Source organism: Ruegeria jejuensis (assembly GCF_041537905.1).
Classification (GTDB): domain Bacteria; phylum Pseudomonadota; class Alphaproteobacteria; order Rhodobacterales; family Rhodobacteraceae; genus Ruegeria_C.
The window spans coordinates 1-16636 of sequence record NZ_JBGRUO010000043.1 but is presented as its reverse complement, the minus strand read 5'-3'; the positions used below and the strand labels follow the sequence as shown (position 1 = coordinate 16636).

The following is a 16636-nucleotide window of genomic DNA, read 5'->3' as shown; positions in this document are numbered from 1 at the left end:
GCAAGCCCTTCGTACAAATCCCCATAGCACAGCCGACCCAAAAGAACTAACCCCGCGATTTCCCGCCTGAGCGCTTCTCTGACGCCGGGAAACCCATCGCGCAACTCCCCCGCCAGCATGCGGCGTCCGAGAAACCTGCATCAACACTGCCATTCGAGGGTGGATAGAGGTTTCGCAGCATCAGCCGCTCCACCTGACAGTCGTCCAAATAAGAAAGACCCTGCCAAAAAGCAGGGTCTTGGTTGGTTCTGTTTAGGATCAGCTTGCGGCTTCAACCGCGCGTCTTGTCATCACGCCGACCAGGTGGGCGCGGTATTCCTGTGATCCGTGCAGGTCGCTGATCATGTTCAGATGGTTGATCCGCAAGTCCATCAGCGCGTCGGCACGGAACTCCTTGCTCAGGGCTTCTTCGGCCTCGGTCCAACGGAACACGCCGTTGTTGGAGGCTCCGGTAACCGCCACGCGAACCCCGCCGGGGAACTTCGCGACGAACACGCCGGTCAGAGCGAAGCGCGAGGCCGGTTGCAGGAACTTCTGATAGCTTGCCGCCTCGGGCACCGGGAAACTGACTGAGGTGATGATCTCATCATCTTCCAAGGCGGTTTCGAACATGCCCTGGAAATAGTCGTCCGCCGCGATATTGCGCTTGTTGGTCGAAATCGACGCGCCCGATCCCAGTGCCGCCGACGGGTAGCACGCCGCCGGGTCATTATTGGCCAGCGACCCGCCGATTGTGCCGCGATTGCGCACTGCCGGGTCACCGATCTGGCCCGCGAGGGCTGCCAGCGCCGGATAGGCCGAGGCCGCCTCTGCCGCGACCTGCGCGTGGGTGGTGGCCCCGCCTACGGTCACTGTGCCGTCGCTTGCGGACACGGCCACCATCCCCTCGACGCCGGTCAGGCTGACCAGTGTTTCCGGCGAGGCCAGCCGCTGTTTCATCGTCGGCAGCAGGGTCTGTCCGCCACCAAGCGCCTGCGCGCCCTCAACCTGCAACGCGGTCGAGGCTTCCTCGACCGTCGAGGGTTTCACAAACTCAAAATTGTACATCTTGTCTTACCTTTCCAAAGAGCGCTGATCGGCCCTTCATCTGGCTATAAATTTCCCCGGAAGCGCGAGGGGCGTCGTCCATTGTTCTCGAACCAATGGCGAACCATGAACGACCCTCGCTGCCCAACCGGATCACCCATGCATCGCTTTCCAGACGCGCGCCGGAGACACTGGCATGTCGATATGCTCCACCTTGTGCCCGGCCCGGTGCAGCGCATCAATCACCGCATTCACCACCGCAGGCGGTGATCCGATGGCGCCGGCCTCGCCGCAGCCCTTCACGCCCAGCGGGTTGTGAGTGCAGGGCGTCTGACAAGAATGGTCCACATTCATCATCGGCATGTCGTCAGCGCGCGGCATGGTGTAGTCCATGAAAGACCCGCTCAACAGCTGGCCGTTCTCGTCATAGACACAGTTTTCCATCATCGCCTGTCCGATGCCCTGGGCCAGCCCGCCATGGACTTGACCCTCGACGATCATCGGATTGATGACATTGCCGAAATCATCGGCTGCGGTGAAGCCCAGCATGTCGACTTCGCCGGTTTCGGGGTCCACTTCCACCTCGCAGATATAGGCGCCTGAGGGGTAGGTGAAGTTGGCCGGATCATAAAAGGCGCTTTCCTCAAGCCCCGGTTCGATCTCTTCCAGCGGGTAGTTATGCGGGACGTAGGCTGCCAGAGTGACATCGCCCCAGGCCACCGATTTATCCGTGCCTGCAACGCTGAACTGGCCGTCCTTCAGCTCGATATCTGCCTCCGAGGCTTCCATCAGATGAGATGCGATCTTCTTGGCCTTGTTGATGATCTTCTCGGTGGCACGCACCATGGCCGAGCCGCCCACCGCAATGGAGCGCGAACCATAGGTGCCCATGCCCATCGGTACTTTCGAGGTATCGCCATGCACGATGTCGATCTGGCTGGCATCCACGCCGATCATCTCGGCTACGACCTGTGCAAAGGTGGTCTCATGCCCTTGCCCGTGGCTGTGTGAGCCGGTGAAGACGCTGATCGAGCCGGTGGCGTTGACCCGCACGGTGGCGGATTCATAAAGCCCGGCGCGTGCGCCCAACTGACCCACAAGGTTCGACGGCGCGATGCCGCAGGCCTCGATATAATGCGCCACCCCGATGCCGCGCAGCTTGCCACGTTCTTCGCTTTCGGCGCGGCGCGCCTCGAAATCGGCATAGCCGGAGATCTCCAGCGCCTTGTCCATTGTGGCTTGGTAGTTCCCGGTGTCATAGCTGACCGCGACGGGCGTGTCATAGGGGAACTGGTCTGGCTGGATGAAGTTGATCCGGCGCAGCTCGACCGGGTCGACGCCCAGCTCACGCGCGGCCTTGTCGATGACGCGCTCCAGTTGGAAGGTCGCCTCGGGCCGCCCGGCACCGCGATAGGCGTCTACAGGGACGGTGTTGGTAAAGACTGCCTTCACGTTCACATAGATAAGCGGTGTCGTATAGTTGCCCGCCATCAGCGTGCCATGCAGCCATGTCGGCACCGACGGCGCGAAGGTCGACAGATACGCGCCCATATTGGCGTAAGTGTCGGTACGGATCGCGGTGAACTTGTGGTTCTCGTCCATCGCCAGTTCGATCTTGGTCACGTGATCGCGGCCATGCGCGTCCGAGATGAAGGCCTCGGACCGTGAACAGGTCCATTTCACGGGACGGTTCAGCGCCTTGGCGGCAAAGGTCACGAACGCCTCTTCCGCGTAGTGGAAGATTTTGGCGCCAAAGCCGCCACCAACGTCAGGAGCCACCACGCGCAGCTTGTGCTCGGGGATGCCCAGCACGAAGGCGCCCATCAGCAGCCGGATCACATGTGGGTTCTGGCTGGTAGTGTAGAGCGTGTGCTCATCATTGGCGCGGTTATAGTCTCCTAAGGCCACACGCGGTTCCATCGGGTTGGCGATGAGACGGTTATTGACCAGTTCCAGCGTGGTGACATGGGCGGCGGACTTGATCGCCTCATCCACCGCCTCGCGGTTTTCTTCGACAAAGCCCCAGTCATAGCAGAGGTTCGAGGTCAGATCGTCATGCACCTTTGTGGCACCGTCAGCGATCGCCGCTTTCATGTCCATGACCGCTTCAAGCTCATCGATGTCGATCTCGACCGCCTCGGCGGCATCGCGGGCCTGCTCTGGCGTCTCGGCAACAACCACGGCGATCGGGTCGCCCACATGGCGTACCTTGCCTTCGGCGAGGATCGGGTGCTTGGGCTCCTGCATCGCTTCGCCATGCCGGTCGGTCACCTGCCAGCCGCAGGGCATGCCACCGGCTTCCGCGAAATCGGCAGAGGTAAAGACCTTGAGCACGCCGTCCATCGCTTCGGCGGCCGAGGCGTCAATATTGTTGATCTTGCCATGCGCCACATCCGAGCGGATGAACCAGGCGTAGGCCTGGCCATTGATGTTGATGTCGTCGGTGTAATTTCCTGTTCCGGTCAGAAACCGGACGTCTTCGCGCCGCTTGCTGCTGGCGCCGATGCCACTGTCTTTAGGCATGTAATTTCTCCTCCCTGGGTCCGGTTATTCAGCGGCCACGGCCGGGACGTCCTGGCCGCTGGCGGCCAGAATGGCGCGGATGATGTTGTGATAACCGGTGCAGCGGCAGATATTGCCTTCCAGATAGTGACGGATTTCCGCCTCGCTGGGTTTGGGGTTCTCCTTGAGAAGAGCCGCCGCGCTCATCACCATGCCCGGCGTGCAGAAGCCGCATTGCAGCCCGTGATAGTCCTGAAACGCCTGCTGAATCACGTTGAGCGAGCCATCGGCATTGCTTTGGCCTTCGATCGTGTCCACCTGCGCGCCCTCGGCCTCGGCCGCGAACATGGTACAGCTTTTGACGGCCTTGCCATCCACATGCACGACGCAGGCGCCGCATTGGCTGGTGTCACAGCCCACATGGGTCCCGGTCAGCCCCAGCTCATCACGCAGAAAGGATGACAGCAATGTGCGCCCCTCTGCGTCGCCGGACCTGGGTTTCCCGTTGATCGTCATGGTCACCTTGGTCATATGACCTTTCCTCCCTAGTTATCTTGCTTGCCGCCCAGAACACGCCCGAGCCAGCCCTTTTTCTTGTCTTCCCCATCGCCATCTTGGGATGATTCATCGTTTTCGGCTACAGTTTCTTCAGCCGTCCCTTCTACAGACTGCTGAAACCTTTCGAAAAACTGGTCGGCCATCTTCTTGGCAAAGCCGTCGATGATACGGCTGCCAAGCTGCGCCAGCTTGCCGCCAACCTTGGCTTCGACATCATATTCCAGCCGTGTCGCGCCATCGTCGCCATCGCTGAGTTTCACCTTAGCGCCGCCCTTGGCAAAGCCCGCGGCACCACCCTTGCCCTCGCCGGTCAGTGTCAGGCTTTCGCCGTCAACCACATCCGAGATGGTCACCGCGCCCTTGAACGTGGCCTTCACCGGGCCGACCTTTTGCACGACGACCGCCTCGAACCCGTCGGCGGCAGACCCGGTCATCTCCTGACATCCCGGCACGCAGTCCTTGAGGGTTTCGGCAGAAAGCAGGTTGGCCCAGACCTCGGGGCGGGGAGCGGCGATTTCGCGGCTATCGCTCAGTTGCATGCTGTAATCTCCAAATTATGGGTCGAACCTATGCGCAAGGGACAGCCGGGCATATTCGACCAAAGGCGCAGTTGCGCATCTGGACCTCGCCCGTCAGACGGCACACCGGCCAGTTTCCTTGCATCTCTGCATTGCCGTTGCGACCGTTCGGCACGTAAGATGCGATATGGCATCTTGCTCGCAACCGACATGCCCGCGCAACCGAAAGAAAGAAATGAGCAGTTTGACGGAACGGCCGGCTCCTGATTTCAACTCTGCCCTGATCGTGGACGATCATCCGCTTTTCTGCGATGCGCTGTCGATGACGCTCAAGGCGTTGATCGGAATCAGCGATGTGTGGACGGCGGCCGACCTGGACAGTGCTGTGCAGACCGTAACCCGGTACGGTTCTCCCGATGTGATCGTGCTGGACCTGAACCTGCCCGATGTGAACGGGCTGGAGGGGTTGGTGCGGCTCAGGAACATCGTCAAGGCGCCGGTGATTGTGGTGTCCTCGCTGGCGGATAACCGGGTCATCAGCTCGGCCATCCATGCGGGCGCGTCAGGGTTCGTGCCCAAACACAGCCAGCGTGAGGTGTTTGAGGCCGCCTTCCGGTCACTGCGCGACGGGCAGCGCTTTCTGCCGCCGGGCCATGTTCTGCTGGACCGCGAAGAGGCGGGTCCGGACGATGCGATCTCGCGCTTGGCATCGCTGACCAAGCAGCAGGCACGTATCCTGCAGCTGATCTGTGAGGGCAAACTCAACAAGCAGATCGCCTACGACCTGTCGATTGCCGAAACCACGGTGAAGGCGCATGTCACTGCGATCATGCGCAAACTGGGGGTGCAGAGCCGAACCCAGGCGGTCCTGATCGCCAAAGGCAGCAGTTTCGGCAACAGCTTGCAAGACGGTATCTGAGCCGCGTACCATCTGCCGACAGAATTGGGAGGAGACCCGATGAGCCAGGCCCATGGTCTTGCGCGGGCGCTTGGCAGCGCCCCGGACCTCGTGCGCTCAGCCTTTGCAGATGCCAGCGATCCCGACGCAGTTGATCATATTGCACGCGATCTGAACCCCTTAGATCTGGGACTCGTGATCCTGTTCGTTTCCCCCGGGGCCGATCTGTTGCGGGTGATCGCGCGAGCAGAGCGCCTGTTCGCTTCGGCGCAGGTGGTGGGTTGCACCACCGCTGGCGAACTGTCCGAGCAGGGATATACCGATGGTGAGATCGTTGCCGTTGGTCTGCCGCGCAGCAATTTCTGCACCCGGGTTCTGCCGATTGACGATCTGGACAAGTATGACGGGCAGGGTCTGATAGATCAGATCATCCGGCATCGCAACGAGATGGTGCGCGAAACGCCGGACTGGCAATTCGAATTCACCTTCATGATGATCGACGGTCTATCGCTCAAAGAGGACGCGCTGACCGCCGATCTGGCACCCGGTCTTGGCCCTGTGCCACTTTTTGGTGGCTCGTCGGGGGACGGCACCGACTTCAACCGGACCTATATCCTCTATGACGGGGTGGCGCGGTCGAATGCTGCGGCGCTGGTTCAGGTCCGCACCAATTGCCCGATCCGGGTTTTCAACACCGATCACCTGCTGCCCACCGAACAGCGCATGGTGGTGACCGGGGCCGATCCGGCGCGCCGGATCGTGCAGGAGATCAACGCCGAGCCCGCCGCACGCGAATATGCGCGCCTGCTGGGCAAGGACCCGGAGCAACTTGACACGTTTACATTCGCGGCCCATCCGGTGGTTGTGCGGCTGGGCGGGCAGCATCATGTCCGTTCTATTCAGCGCGTCGCAGACAATGGCGATCTGGTTTTCTTTTCGGCCATCGATGAGGGGGTCGTGCTGACCTTGGCCGATCCGCGCGATATGGGCGAGCATCTGCAATCGGAACTGGATGCGCTGAATGCTGACGGGCCGCCGGATATCATTCTGGCCTGCGACTGCTTGCTGCGAAAACTTGAGGCGCAGCAAAAGCAGAAGACCGGCCAGCTGTCGCGCATTCTGTCGGAAAACCGCGTGGTCGGGTTCAGCACCTATGGCGAGCAGGTCAACTCGATGCATGTGAACCAGACCCTGACCGGCGTTGCGATCTACCCGCCAGAAGGGCGCTGAGCCATGTCGCATACGCTGATTAATCCGCAGGATTCGCTGGCTCGGCAGAACGAGAAACTGCTCAAGATTACTGAAACGCTGATGCGCCGGGTCGAGCAGAATACCGACGCCTCGGGTCTGGCCTATGCCCAGTTCCAGCGCGCAGCGATGCTGGAGGAGGAAGTCCGCGCCCGTACCCATGATCTGGAACGCGCGCTTGATCTGCTCAACGAGTCCAATGCCAAGCTGGCCATCGCCAACCGTGAGACCGAGGCTGCGCGTTCAAACCTCGCCAATGCGATCGAAACCGTGCAGGAGGGGTTCGCGCTGTTCAACGCGGATGATGAACTGGTGATGTGCAACAGCCGTTTCGGGATGCACATGCCCGATATCCGGCCACAGCTGAAACCGGGGCTGATGTTCCCCGACTATGTGCAGATCGTCAGCCAAAGCATGTTCCTGTCCCTGCCCGAGGGGGAAACGCCCGCTGACTGGGCGCAGCGGCGGATGCGGCATCATCAGGACAACTCGGTGATCTTCAACGCGCGGATGACCGGCAAACGCTGGGTTCAGGTCAGCGAACATCGCACACCCGATGGCGGCACCGTCATCCTGCAGACCGATGTGACCGACATCATGCGGCTGGAGCGCCGCGAGCGCGAGCGGATACTGGATGATCAGGCGCGGTTGATCCGCGCCACGCTGGAACATCTCAAACAGGGCGTCTGCATCTTTGACACGCAGGGCAGGCTGGTGGGCTGGAACCGCCGAGTGGGCGAGTTGCTGTCGATTCCGGTGGGCCGGTTCCAGATCGGCAACCGCTTTGCGACGATCTTCGAGCGGCTGCGCGACGATTACGGCTTTTCCGCCGATGCCTCGCCCCGGCAGGTCCAGGCCTGGGCGGAACAGGAGGGCAAGCGGCCCCCGCTTACGTTCGAGATTCAGGGGCGCGGCGGACGGGTTCTGACCGTCTTCATGCAGCAAATGCCAGATGGCGGCTTTGTGATCAGCTTTACCGATGTCACTTCCGAGCGGCGGGCGATACGGGCCGTGACCGAGGCCAAAGAGACGCTGGAGCAACGGGTTCTGGACCGCACGCTTGAGCTTGAGGATGCGCTGGCAGAAGCCGAGCGCGCCAACGCCTCGAAATCGCGCTTCGTCGCGGCGGCCTCGCATGACCTGCTGCAACCGCTCTCGGCTGCCAAGCTGTATCTGTCGTCGCTTGAACAGGAATTGGCCGGGGACCGGTCGGGCGCGATGGCCTCCAAGGCGGCCAATGCCCTGCAGAGCGTCGAGAACATCCTGGGCGCGCTGCTCGATATTTCGAAGCTGGATTCGGGGCAGGCCAGCGTGCATCTGGTGCCGATCTCGTTGAATCTGATGCTGAGCCAGCTCTGCGACGAGTTGCGCCCGATGGCCCATGCCAAGGGGCTGGAATTCCGGGTGCTGCGCAGTAGGGCGCATGTAGTCAGCGACGCCACTTATCTGCAACGTATCCTACAGAACCTCATTTCGAACGCGATCCGCTACACCGAAGGTGGCCGCGTGCTGGTGGGCGCACGGCATCTGAAGAACTCGGTGCGGGTCGAGGTCTGGGATACCGGGCCGGGTATCGCTGAGCATGAGCAGGACCAGATCTTTGGTGAATTTCAGCGGCTGAACGCCACCGCCAGCGCCGCCGATGGGATGGGCCTGGGTCTGGCCATCGTGGAGCGGGCCTGCGCGCTGCTGGGCCATCCGCTGGGTCTGTCGTCTTGGCCGGGCAGGGGGACGGTGTTTTCGGTCGAACTGCCAAGGGTAGGGGGGCCTGATGTGCCGGTCACCGATGCAGTGCCCATTGAGCAGGCAGAGAGTGGCCTGATCGCCCATCGGATCGTGCTGCTGATCGAGAACGACGCAGAGCTGCGCAATGCGCTGACCGTAACGATGGAGCAATGGGGCCTCGATGTGCTGGCCTGCTGTGGTGAGGACGAGGCCATCGCCTTGCTGGACGAAATCGGCGTCGCACCCGATGTGGTGGTCGCGGATATGCAGTTGGATGACGGGCGGCTGGGCTCTGATGCGGTTATGGCGCTGCGCAGCCGCTTCGGGCCGCTGCCAGCCTGTTTGATCTCGGCCAATCGCAGCGTTGCCTTAAAAGACGCGGCGGGTGGGCTGGGCGCGCTTCTGCTGCATAAGCCGTTTGATCCGGCCGCACTAAAGGCGTATCTGGCAGGTCTGCCCGGTTGAACACCGAGGTGTTCCGGGCGACAGAGCGGAGGCAGCGATGAAGATCATCATAGATACCGATCCGGGCGTGGATGACGCGATGGCGATCTTTTACGCCCACGCCGCGCCCGATATCGAACTGGTGGGGCTGACCACCGTATTCGGCAACGTCTGGGTCGAACAGGCCACCCGCAACGCCAACTACCTGATGGAGTTTCTGGGCGCGGATTGCCCTGTGGCGCAGGGAGCCTCAGAGCCATATGAGATCACCGGCTTCAAACCCTCGGCGCATGTACACGGGCCCGAAGGCTTCGGTGATCATGTGGAGATCGAGACCGCGCGCGCGCCAATCGTGGAAAGCGCCGCTGAATTTCTGGTCCGCATGGCGCGCGAAAACCCTGGCGAGATCGTGGTTTGCGCTGTGTCCCCGTTGACCAATATCGCCGATGCGATCCGGCTGGACTCCGATTTTGCCGCCAATGTCGGTCGCATCGTCATCATGGGCGGGGCCGTCGATGTGCCCGGCAATATCCGCGACTGTGCCGAGGCCAATATCTTTCACGACCCGCACGCCGCCGCCGAGGTGTTCGCCTCAGGTGCCAAGATCACCCTCGTCGGGCTGGATGTGACCATGCAGACACTGTGTTTGCGCGAGGATTTCACGGCGCTGGCCGAAGCCGCGCCCAAGGCCGGCGGCTTCCTGCTAAAGATCAGCGAGTTCTACCACAATTTCTATGAAACGGTGGCGGGCAAGACCGGCTGCGCCATGCATGACGCCACGGCGGTGATCGCCGCCACCCATATGGAGCTTTTCACCACTGAATCCAGCGGCTTAACCGTAGACCTGAGCGATACGGCTCTGGGCAAAACTACTCGCGCCCCGTCAAACCCTCCCGTTGAGATCTGTCTGGATATTGATGCAGATGCTGTGAAGGCGCGTTTCTTCGACGTTGTTGCCCGCTTGGGCTAGAGTCGCATCATGATCATCTGCAATCTTGGTTTATGAGCGACAGCTGAACCGCGACTCCTTTTGGCGTTGAGGGTACCGCCTCGAAGGCGCGCTTCGCAGCGTGCAGGATCGGCTCCGCCTGAAGGTAAGGCTGTTGTTCGCGGATGGAGAAGTCTGGACGGCGAAGTACGAAGGTGCCTTGCCAGCTCGGTTCGAGTGGCATGACGAGGTCAGCGAGGAGCTCTCGACGACTGTACTCGACGTGATGCTGGATGAACGCGCGGCAGAGCTGAGACGCCGGATCAGCGAGCTTCCCATACCGGATTTGGCATCCGATGAAAAATGCGTAGACTTCTTGTCGCTCACACAAAGGACGGTGAACGCCGATTGCACGGCGATAAAGCCGCCGGTCGCTAAGTGAAGGCGACCACGAAAGAGGCAAGTTTCCGGTCATGGCCCCATCGGCTTGATGACCGATCGCGTGGCGGTCGGCCCTTCAATTTACGAGGAAGAGGCCACATGACGGCACCACGTATCCACGACCCACTACATATCAGGAGCTTGAAGCTGGGGACAGCCGCCTGCTCAGGTCAAACCTCTCCTGATGGATCGACAACTATGACGGCTCGGGGACGGAATGGCGCCGGAACTTCGAACGAACCTTCGCGGCTGGAGGGGTCGGCGCCATCATCTCGTCGCACGTACCGATCCACACGAGCGGACGCATTTTGCTGAATTACGCGCATATGGATTGCGACGCGCGAATCCCGTTCTGGGATTCGGTCGTCAGAGAGGTCGCGGCGGCGACGCCCGAGGGTCGCGAGTTGCCATGCCAGTACATAATGCAGCTCTCGCACTCCGGGCGGCAGCAGGCCAGCCGGGAGAAGAAAACAGCGCGCGCGGCGGAGCGTCCCAGCACGCTCTACAATCGTTGCCTCCTGGCTGTGCTCGAATACCCAAGGCAAGTTGACAGCCTTGCGAGTGCCCACGCTATTCGGATCCCAGTCCCGGTGCTATCTGTCTGACAGTGCTTCTTATGAGAGGTCGGATTTCTTTTCGACCAATGACAGGGCCAGATAAGCCGCAATCGCATTTAATGCGGCTAGAGCAGTCAGCGGTATCAGAACGCTTTGTATCTGCGCCACTATTCCAAGAACACTAGCGAATATGATCCCACCGATGCCTGCAACCGCATCCGAGAGTGCGACCATATAGGGGCGATTGGAGGCCGACGACATCGACAGGAGATACAGATAGCGCCCTTCGGTCTCCCCACCGATCCCGAAAGACAGAAAAAAGATCGTAGTGGCATAGACCCACGGGTTGCTGGCCAAGCCGAATAGATCGAATCCAATCGCCATAAGGGACGAAAAGCACGCGATTATAGATGCGCAGGCAATTGTGTACCGGATCGACTTCTGAACAATGCGCCGCCACAACACCGCCCCAAGTGCTCTGCCGGCGCTTGTTGCTGTAACAAAGATGCTCAGAATATGCGGCGTTGAAAGGTGAAAAGTTGCTGCATGAATTGTGTAGAATGGCGTGGCCAGTTCAACCGACAAGAAGAACACTCGTGCGACCAGAAAACGGCGAAACCAAGCATATTGAAGCGCCAGAGACCAGCCATGCGCGACTTGCTTGGTAAAGGCCTCTTTCTCTTTCGCATTCGCGGACTTGCTAACCTGGTCGGCCGTCTTTGTAAGCACCAGCCGAAACATGCAGAAGCATGAGACCAAAAGCGCCAGCACGCCTAACCAAAGCAAAACGCGATGCCGCTCGAAGGGAGTTTCTCCAGCCATCAGCGTTCGCGTTATCCACACAATTGCAATGGCCAGAACGCAGCTTAGCGCCAGTTGGGTGAAAACTATCTGGCCGCGCTCTTCTTCTTCAAGCTCCGACCCATAGATGTGGTTGCTCCCCAATGCCCAGACCCCGTAGCAGCAGCCAACAATTAGGGCTACCGCCAAAAAGAAAACCATAACAATCCCGTTGGGAAGCGCCGCGCCCGACAACGCCAGAATGGCCAAGACCAACGCGATCACAAGGTTTGGCAGTATCATCGCCTTCTTTGAGCGATCTCCCAGTTTCACGTATGGTGACATCGTGGCTTCAGCGACAATCCGAGCACCTTTTACACAAGGAAGAAGCAGCCCGGCGAGAAACTGAGGCGCCCCCAATGAGAGATATAGAAATGGAAGAACAATGCTCGGGCTTGCTAGAATGTCCGATAGGGAGTCCGCAATGCCACCCCAAAGAAGGTAGGCGCGGTTCTTCTTTCCGCTAGCCGCCGATTTCTTATCCGAGTCGATCATCGCCTCGCCAATTGCTCTGACAAGTCTGTAGCTCTAGACTGGTTGGCGCACCTTGTCTTTGTTGGCAAAACAAGACACCTAACCATAGTGTTCTACTCCATCGAAAGGTAGGTCGGCCACCATGAGTATCTCGGAACTGTTTGACACCGCCATTGCTCGACTCGAAGCACAGGAAACAAAGGCTTTCAACCCTAAGTATGGTGTAGGAGCCTACCGATACGAGGGCACATGCTGCCTTTTTGGCGGAATGATCGAAGATGATTTCTCCGAGCCCGAAATGGAGGCGCATCAAGATGATAAGGGCAGTTTGGTCGCTCGCACACCAGTCCACAAGAAGCCGGTACTGGAAGCGATCCAGGCATCTACGGGCGTCAACCTGCTTGACGGCCTGACGGTTGAAGATATCGAGACCATTCATGGAATTCACGAAGTGAAGTGGCAACCCGGGCATTCTTTCAAGGCGCTTCTCCCCGCCGAAATATCAGCCAAAATATGGAGCTCTATGCCTGCGCAGTAGAAAAACCGGCGTCACATTGCCGAACGCTCACTGGCTTGGGAGGCGTGGAAGCCCCCGCCGGTCTAGCTGTGCCATCGTGCAGCTAAAAGTTGTCCTGACTGGCGACGTCAATGGCGCAGCGGACGAGGTTCAGCGCGGCATCTTGGTCGTTCCCTAAGACGACCGAAGCTCAGGCGGCGTTTCACCGATAAAGAAGAACGAATGTCGACGATCATCCGTTGTGCGTGCAAAGAAAAGGCCGTCATCAAGCCGTCGGTAATACATGTCAAGTGCATCACCATTCGCTGCGCTAGGCCATTGAGAATGAATGGTGTCCGCCTCAGAAATCCACCATTTTCCAATCTCAAGAGGTTCGTTTTCAATCCGCAACAGCCCTCTGCCCTCGGGTTCAAAGGCCAAAACATAAACCTTTCCTTTGTTGGTTGTCCCATAGGCCGATTTATGAGCAACGTCGTTTTGAAGTTCCGCGGAACTCATCCGGTTGTGAGCGTCAATGACCGGGTTGTCGCTGGAGTGATCGAGAAGTTGTTCCCTAACTGCGCCGAGCATCGACTCGATTGACATATCTGCCGCGCGGGCCAACGCGGGAAATCCGCAAAGATACGCCGCCCCAGCAGCCACCAGCTCCCGTCTGGATATGGACATCTAACAGCGCTCCGAATGAGTTCATTCGCAGGTATTCAACACTATTGGAGAAATTCAAACAACGGGACTTTGGCGGCGCCGGTTTGTATGTTCGAGATAGTGGGGTTTTCCAAAGTCGTGATTTGCACGTGCGGCGAATGCCGGGATGTCGGGAACTTGCGGCAAAACTTGCCGAAGCTTCGGATCAGAACGCTCTGCTCCAAAGCAAAGAAATCCGAAAACACTTGATGCAATGGCATCCGATCTGGATGACTTGAGCGAATGGAAACGCACACGCGAAATCATGCTCGGCTCTTGGCGGTTATCTCGTTGTCGGGGTTCCTGACAGGCTTTGACTACACAGCTTTGACCATTGCTATTCCCAAGCTGGGGCAAGAGTTCCAAAGCACATATTCGATCACGTCTTGGGTACTTCTGGCTTATGCGTTGATTTTCGCATCTTTTGCGATGCCTGCGGGCAACCTGATACGGATCTTTGGGGGCCGTAAGCTGCTGATGGCCGGGTTCCTGATTTATGCCGTTAGCTCAGTCTGTTGCACCCTTGCACCCGGTATACTCTCACTTGCGCTGTTTCGCGCTCTGCAAGCCATCGGTGGGGTGATCCTGTTTGTTTCCGGACCTGCGCTCGTCCGGTTGCACATGGGCGAAGATGCGCGCGGGCTTGGATATGGCATCGCAGCACTGGCCCCTACCATAGGGATTTTTTCCGGTCCTGCTTTGGGGGCATTGATCCTGTCAGAGTTGAGCTGGCGGTGGATTTTTGTTGTTAACCTGCCTGTCTGCCTCGTTGGTATCAGTATCGTTGCGTTGATGTCTCCGCTGCGTGCGTCCAACGTGGGCAAAAAACAGTTCGACATACCGGGATCGCTAATGCTGTTGAGCGGTCTTGGGTTGTTGGTTTTTGCGCTGAACCGTGGCACCGAACTCGGGTGGGCCTCGCATTACATCCTTATTGCATTTGCTATTTCTGCAATCAATTTGGTCGTCTTTGCCGTCTGGGAGCTTCGAAGCGCTCGGGCGGCCTTTGAGCTGCGGCTGCTGAAGGTTGCCGTGTTCCGGAACGGAGCCTTCGCGATATTCCTCTATCTGTTCTTGTATGGGGGGCTAAGCTTTTCGTTTCCCATTTTCCTCAACCAGATCAAAGACGTCGATATCGCGACAGTCGGGTGGATAATGTCGGTGCAACCGATGACGATACTGGCGACAACGTTTGGGGTGGGCACAATCGCAGCTGTTCTATCGTCAGGATGGCGCGCGGGCATTGGGGTGGCACTAATTGTTGCGAGCATGGCGTTGGCCTTGCAGGACCACCGCGCGACCGGGTTGTGGCTGGTTTCACTTGTGCTATTTGCGCTAGGTCTCGCACAAACGCTGTTTCTGCCCGCAATGCTTGAAAGATCGCTGGAACCCATCAAACAGGAGCGAGCAGCGCAAGCGACCGGTGTTCTAACCACGCTGCGCACGATGGGGCAATTGTTTGGTGTCGTTGTGTTCGAGACAATTCTGTCAAGCCGAGTCGGCGCCGACAACACGCAAGTGACACCCACACACGGAGATCACTTGTCATTCTTATCCCTTTTCTGGCTGGCGATGCTCGTCGCTTTGCTTGCGGGCGTATGTGTTTTGGCGCAGAACGTGGGGCGTCCCAAGTCACTCTCACCGGAGCTGTAACGCCCATGACAGATCTCAACGCGCTCGCACGCGCTGCGCGCCCGGGTCTCTTCGAAACCATGCGCGAGCCAGAGTTGTTGATCGTTTTGGTCCTTGCCAACTTGATGACGCCTGCGTTGTGGGCCACGCGCGACAAGATCATTGCGCGCGCCGAAAAGCGACCAGAAGGCCCTGGAGAAACCCGCGAACACAGGCTGCTGAACGAGGCGCTTCATTTCGTGGACAACCATTTCACACATCTTGTTCCAATGGACCTTGTAGAGGCCGCAGGTGTCATTGATATCGATGCGGCACGGATTTGGGTTGGTGCGAAACATGTCGATCAGGCCCTGGCAGACATTGAAACGGAAATGTCCTATCGGTACGTACATGGAACCGTGGAAGCAGGAGCCGATCCCACTCCGCTGTTTCGCGAAGGCCATTTTCCCAACTACAGCTACATGACGATAGAAGGCATGAGGGCGCAACGCGCCCTGCTGCATCGCACGCGACATAAGCCGATCGGGGTATCTGTCTGTGCGGATGAGGCATCATTGCTGGTCGCGCTTGTGTGTAGCTTGGGCGAGGTCTCCTTGCGCGAGTTTGCCATCCTTGGGTCTGCGGCACATTACTCGGTGCTATTTTTCGGAGCAGGTGATCGATATTTCTGGACCAACGGAAAGCGAGAGTTTTTTGATAAGACACGGTGGCGCCAGTTGGTTGCATCGGGCCAAGAGGGGAACGCACAGGAAGTATATAATCGTCGACAAGTCTCCGTGGAACGGATCATCAGCCCGCGTGGTACCGCATTTTTGCAGGAGGCGAGGTCATCGCTGAGCGCGGGGGAAGCGGTGAAAATCGACCGGGCTGCAAGAGACTTCTTTGGAACAGATTTGATCCAACTGGCACCACTTCTGGATTTGCAGATCAAAGGAGAGATGAAAGAGACACTTTCTCAATCATTTGACAGCCTAGAAGGTGCACAAAGCGCGGCGGAGGTTCGCTCGCTTGTTGGCAAACTTGCGCGACGCTTCTCCGGATCAGTGTACGAAAAGTCCTTGTATTGTCTGCGAGAAATTACTGTCGCGCACCCTGAGGCGTACTTGGTGGCGGCGATCAATGGGTCCAAATTGCGCGCCGCCGCGCAAGATGTAACCTCTTTCGACGATGGGCTGGACTACATCAAAGGTATTTCCAACAAAACGTCGGCGCGCGAGCACCCAGATCACATCTGCATGCCAGACGAAACCATCTTGTTCCAACGCGGTGATTATCGCGACCGGGCCTTGCTCCTTTTCGCGCTTCTCGTTGCTGCGCCCGGTATGTCCTTAGTGGATCGATCCGAGGCGCGGCTGGACATTGGACCGACACGGGCGTTTGTGTCCTGGCAAGGTCGAAGCTTTGAGACGCGATCTTGGCAGTTCGCAGACCTCGACGAAACGCAGGTCATGACCATTCAAAGCAGCTTGGATATGGTGACGCCAAGCGCTGGCTGGACACCGTTAGTGTCCGAGCACGTGGTGTAATTTCCATGCCTTCAACGGTGTAATGCCGGGTGGCCATCGAGGTGTATGGTCGGGTGGAGTTTTACGACTTCAACCACGAACCACGCGAGGACCCCGATGACCAAACCAACCATGGACC

Annotated in this window: 14 protein-coding genes; 8 read left to right on the top strand and 6 right to left on the bottom strand. The window is 58.9% G+C overall.

Annotated elements, in window-relative coordinates:
* Positions 1-258: 258 nt before the first annotated feature.
* The 4 genes from AB1E34_RS25510 to AB1E34_RS25495 all read right to left on the bottom strand — a co-directional run bounded on the left by AB1E34_RS25510 (position 259) and on the right by AB1E34_RS25495 (position 4625).
* Positions 259-1047 (bottom strand): FAD binding domain-containing protein, encoded by a 789-nt coding sequence (locus AB1E34_RS25510; protein ID WP_372575106.1) that lies wholly within the window; start codon positions 1045-1047, stop codon positions 259-261.
* Positions 1048-1179: 132 nt separating this feature from the next.
* Positions 1180-3549, bottom strand: a complete 2370-nt coding sequence (locus tag AB1E34_RS25505) for a xanthine dehydrogenase family protein molybdopterin-binding subunit (RefSeq protein WP_372575105.1) — start codon at positions 3547-3549, stop codon at positions 1180-1182.
* Positions 3550-3573: 24 nt separating this feature from the next.
* A complete protein-coding gene (locus AB1E34_RS25500) occupies positions 3574-4059 on the bottom strand; it encodes a (2Fe-2S)-binding protein (RefSeq protein ID WP_372575104.1) in 486 nt (161 codons plus the stop codon).
* A 14-nt stretch (positions 4060-4073) separates the two neighbouring features.
* The gene (locus tag AB1E34_RS25495; protein WP_372575103.1) at positions 4074-4625 is read right to left on the bottom strand and encodes an SRPBCC family protein; all 552 of its coding nucleotides are present in this window, start codon (positions 4623-4625) and stop codon (positions 4074-4076) included.
* Between the two features lie 214 nt (positions 4626-4839).
* Here AB1E34_RS25495 and AB1E34_RS25490 point away from each other — a divergent pair, with 214 nt between their 5' ends.
* The 5 genes from AB1E34_RS25490 to AB1E34_RS25470 all read left to right on the top strand — a co-directional run bounded on the left by AB1E34_RS25490 (position 4840) and on the right by AB1E34_RS25470 (position 10289).
* On the top strand, positions 4840-5523 hold the full coding sequence (locus AB1E34_RS25490; RefSeq protein WP_372575102.1) for a LuxR C-terminal-related transcriptional regulator: 684 nt from the start codon (positions 4840-4842) through the stop codon (positions 5521-5523).
* Positions 5524-5562: 39 nt separating this feature from the next.
* Positions 5563-6732, top strand: a complete 1170-nt coding sequence (locus AB1E34_RS25485; RefSeq protein ID WP_372575101.1) for an FIST N-terminal domain-containing protein — start codon at positions 5563-5565, stop codon at positions 6730-6732.
* Between the two features lie 3 nt (positions 6733-6735).
* The gene (locus AB1E34_RS25480) at positions 6736-8940 is read left to right on the top strand and encodes a PAS-domain containing protein (RefSeq protein ID WP_372575100.1); all 2205 of its coding nucleotides are present in this window, start codon (positions 6736-6738) and stop codon (positions 8938-8940) included.
* A 37-nt stretch (positions 8941-8977) separates the two neighbouring features.
* Complete coding sequence (locus AB1E34_RS25475) at positions 8978-9889, top strand: nucleoside hydrolase (RefSeq protein WP_372575099.1); 912 nt, start codon at positions 8978-8980, stop codon at positions 9887-9889.
* A 100-nt stretch (positions 9890-9989) separates the two neighbouring features.
* Positions 9990-10289, top strand: coding sequence for a hypothetical protein (locus tag AB1E34_RS25470; RefSeq protein WP_372575098.1), 300 nt, complete (start codon positions 9990-9992; stop codon positions 10287-10289).
* A gap of 613 nt (positions 10290-10902) precedes the next feature.
* Here the strand turns inward: AB1E34_RS25470 and AB1E34_RS25465 are convergent.
* The gene (locus AB1E34_RS25465) at positions 10903-12180 is read right to left on the bottom strand and encodes a hypothetical protein (RefSeq protein ID WP_372575097.1); all 1278 of its coding nucleotides are present in this window, start codon (positions 12178-12180) and stop codon (positions 10903-10905) included.
* Positions 12181-12301: 121 nt separating this feature from the next.
* On the opposite strand from AB1E34_RS25465, the gene AB1E34_RS25460 reads away from it, so the two are divergent.
* Entirely contained in the window at positions 12302-12697 is a 396-nt protein-coding gene (locus tag AB1E34_RS25460; protein ID WP_372575096.1) for a hypothetical protein, read from the top strand.
* Between the two features lie 153 nt (positions 12698-12850).
* On the opposite strand, the gene AB1E34_RS25455 is transcribed toward AB1E34_RS25460, so the two are convergent.
* A complete protein-coding gene (locus AB1E34_RS25455) occupies positions 12851-13342 on the bottom strand; it encodes a hypothetical protein (protein WP_372575095.1) in 492 nt (163 codons plus the stop codon).
* A gap of 294 nt (positions 13343-13636) precedes the next feature.
* Here AB1E34_RS25455 and AB1E34_RS25450 point away from each other — a divergent pair, with 294 nt between their 5' ends.
* Positions 13637-15013 (top strand): MFS transporter, encoded by a 1377-nt coding sequence (locus tag AB1E34_RS25450; protein ID WP_372575094.1) that lies wholly within the window; start codon positions 13637-13639, stop codon positions 15011-15013.
* A gap of 5 nt (positions 15014-15018) precedes the next feature.
* Positions 15019-16518 carry a hypothetical protein gene (locus tag AB1E34_RS25445; protein ID WP_372575093.1) on the top strand — a complete coding sequence of 500 codons (1500 nt, stop codon included), beginning with the start codon at positions 15019-15021 and terminating at the stop codon, positions 16516-16518.
* Positions 16519-16636: the final 118 nt, after the last annotated feature.

Coding starts and splice junctions, on each gene's coding strand:
- AB1E34_RS25495 (WP_372575103.1), bottom strand. CDS start 4,625: ATGCAACTGAGCGATAGCCGCGAAATCGCCGCTCCCCGCCCCGAGGTC.
- AB1E34_RS25485 (WP_372575101.1), top strand. CDS start 5,563: ATGAGCCAGGCCCATGGTCTTGCGCGGGCGCTTGGCAGCGCCCCGGAC.
- AB1E34_RS25465 (WP_372575097.1), bottom strand. CDS start 12,180: ATGATCGACTCGGATAAGAAATCGGCGGCTAGCGGAAAGAAGAACCGC.
- AB1E34_RS25510 (WP_372575106.1), bottom strand. CDS start 1,047: ATGTACAATTTTGAGTTTGTGAAACCCTCGACGGTCGAGGAAGCCTCG.
- AB1E34_RS25475 (WP_372575099.1), top strand. CDS start 8,978: ATGAAGATCATCATAGATACCGATCCGGGCGTGGATGACGCGATGGCG.
- AB1E34_RS25455 (WP_372575095.1), bottom strand. CDS start 13,342: ATGTCCATATCCAGACGGGAGCTGGTGGCTGCTGGGGCGGCGTATCTT.
- AB1E34_RS25505 (WP_372575105.1), bottom strand. CDS start 3,549: ATGCCTAAAGACAGTGGCATCGGCGCCAGCAGCAAGCGGCGCGAAGAC.
- AB1E34_RS25500 (WP_372575104.1), bottom strand. CDS start 4,059: ATGACCAAGGTGACCATGACGATCAACGGGAAACCCAGGTCCGGCGAC.
- AB1E34_RS25445 (WP_372575093.1), top strand. CDS start 15,019: ATGACAGATCTCAACGCGCTCGCACGCGCTGCGCGCCCGGGTCTCTTC.
- AB1E34_RS25490 (WP_372575102.1), top strand. CDS start 4,840: ATGAGCAGTTTGACGGAACGGCCGGCTCCTGATTTCAACTCTGCCCTG.
- AB1E34_RS25480 (WP_372575100.1), top strand. CDS start 6,736: ATGTCGCATACGCTGATTAATCCGCAGGATTCGCTGGCTCGGCAGAAC.
- AB1E34_RS25460 (WP_372575096.1), top strand. CDS start 12,302: ATGAGTATCTCGGAACTGTTTGACACCGCCATTGCTCGACTCGAAGCA.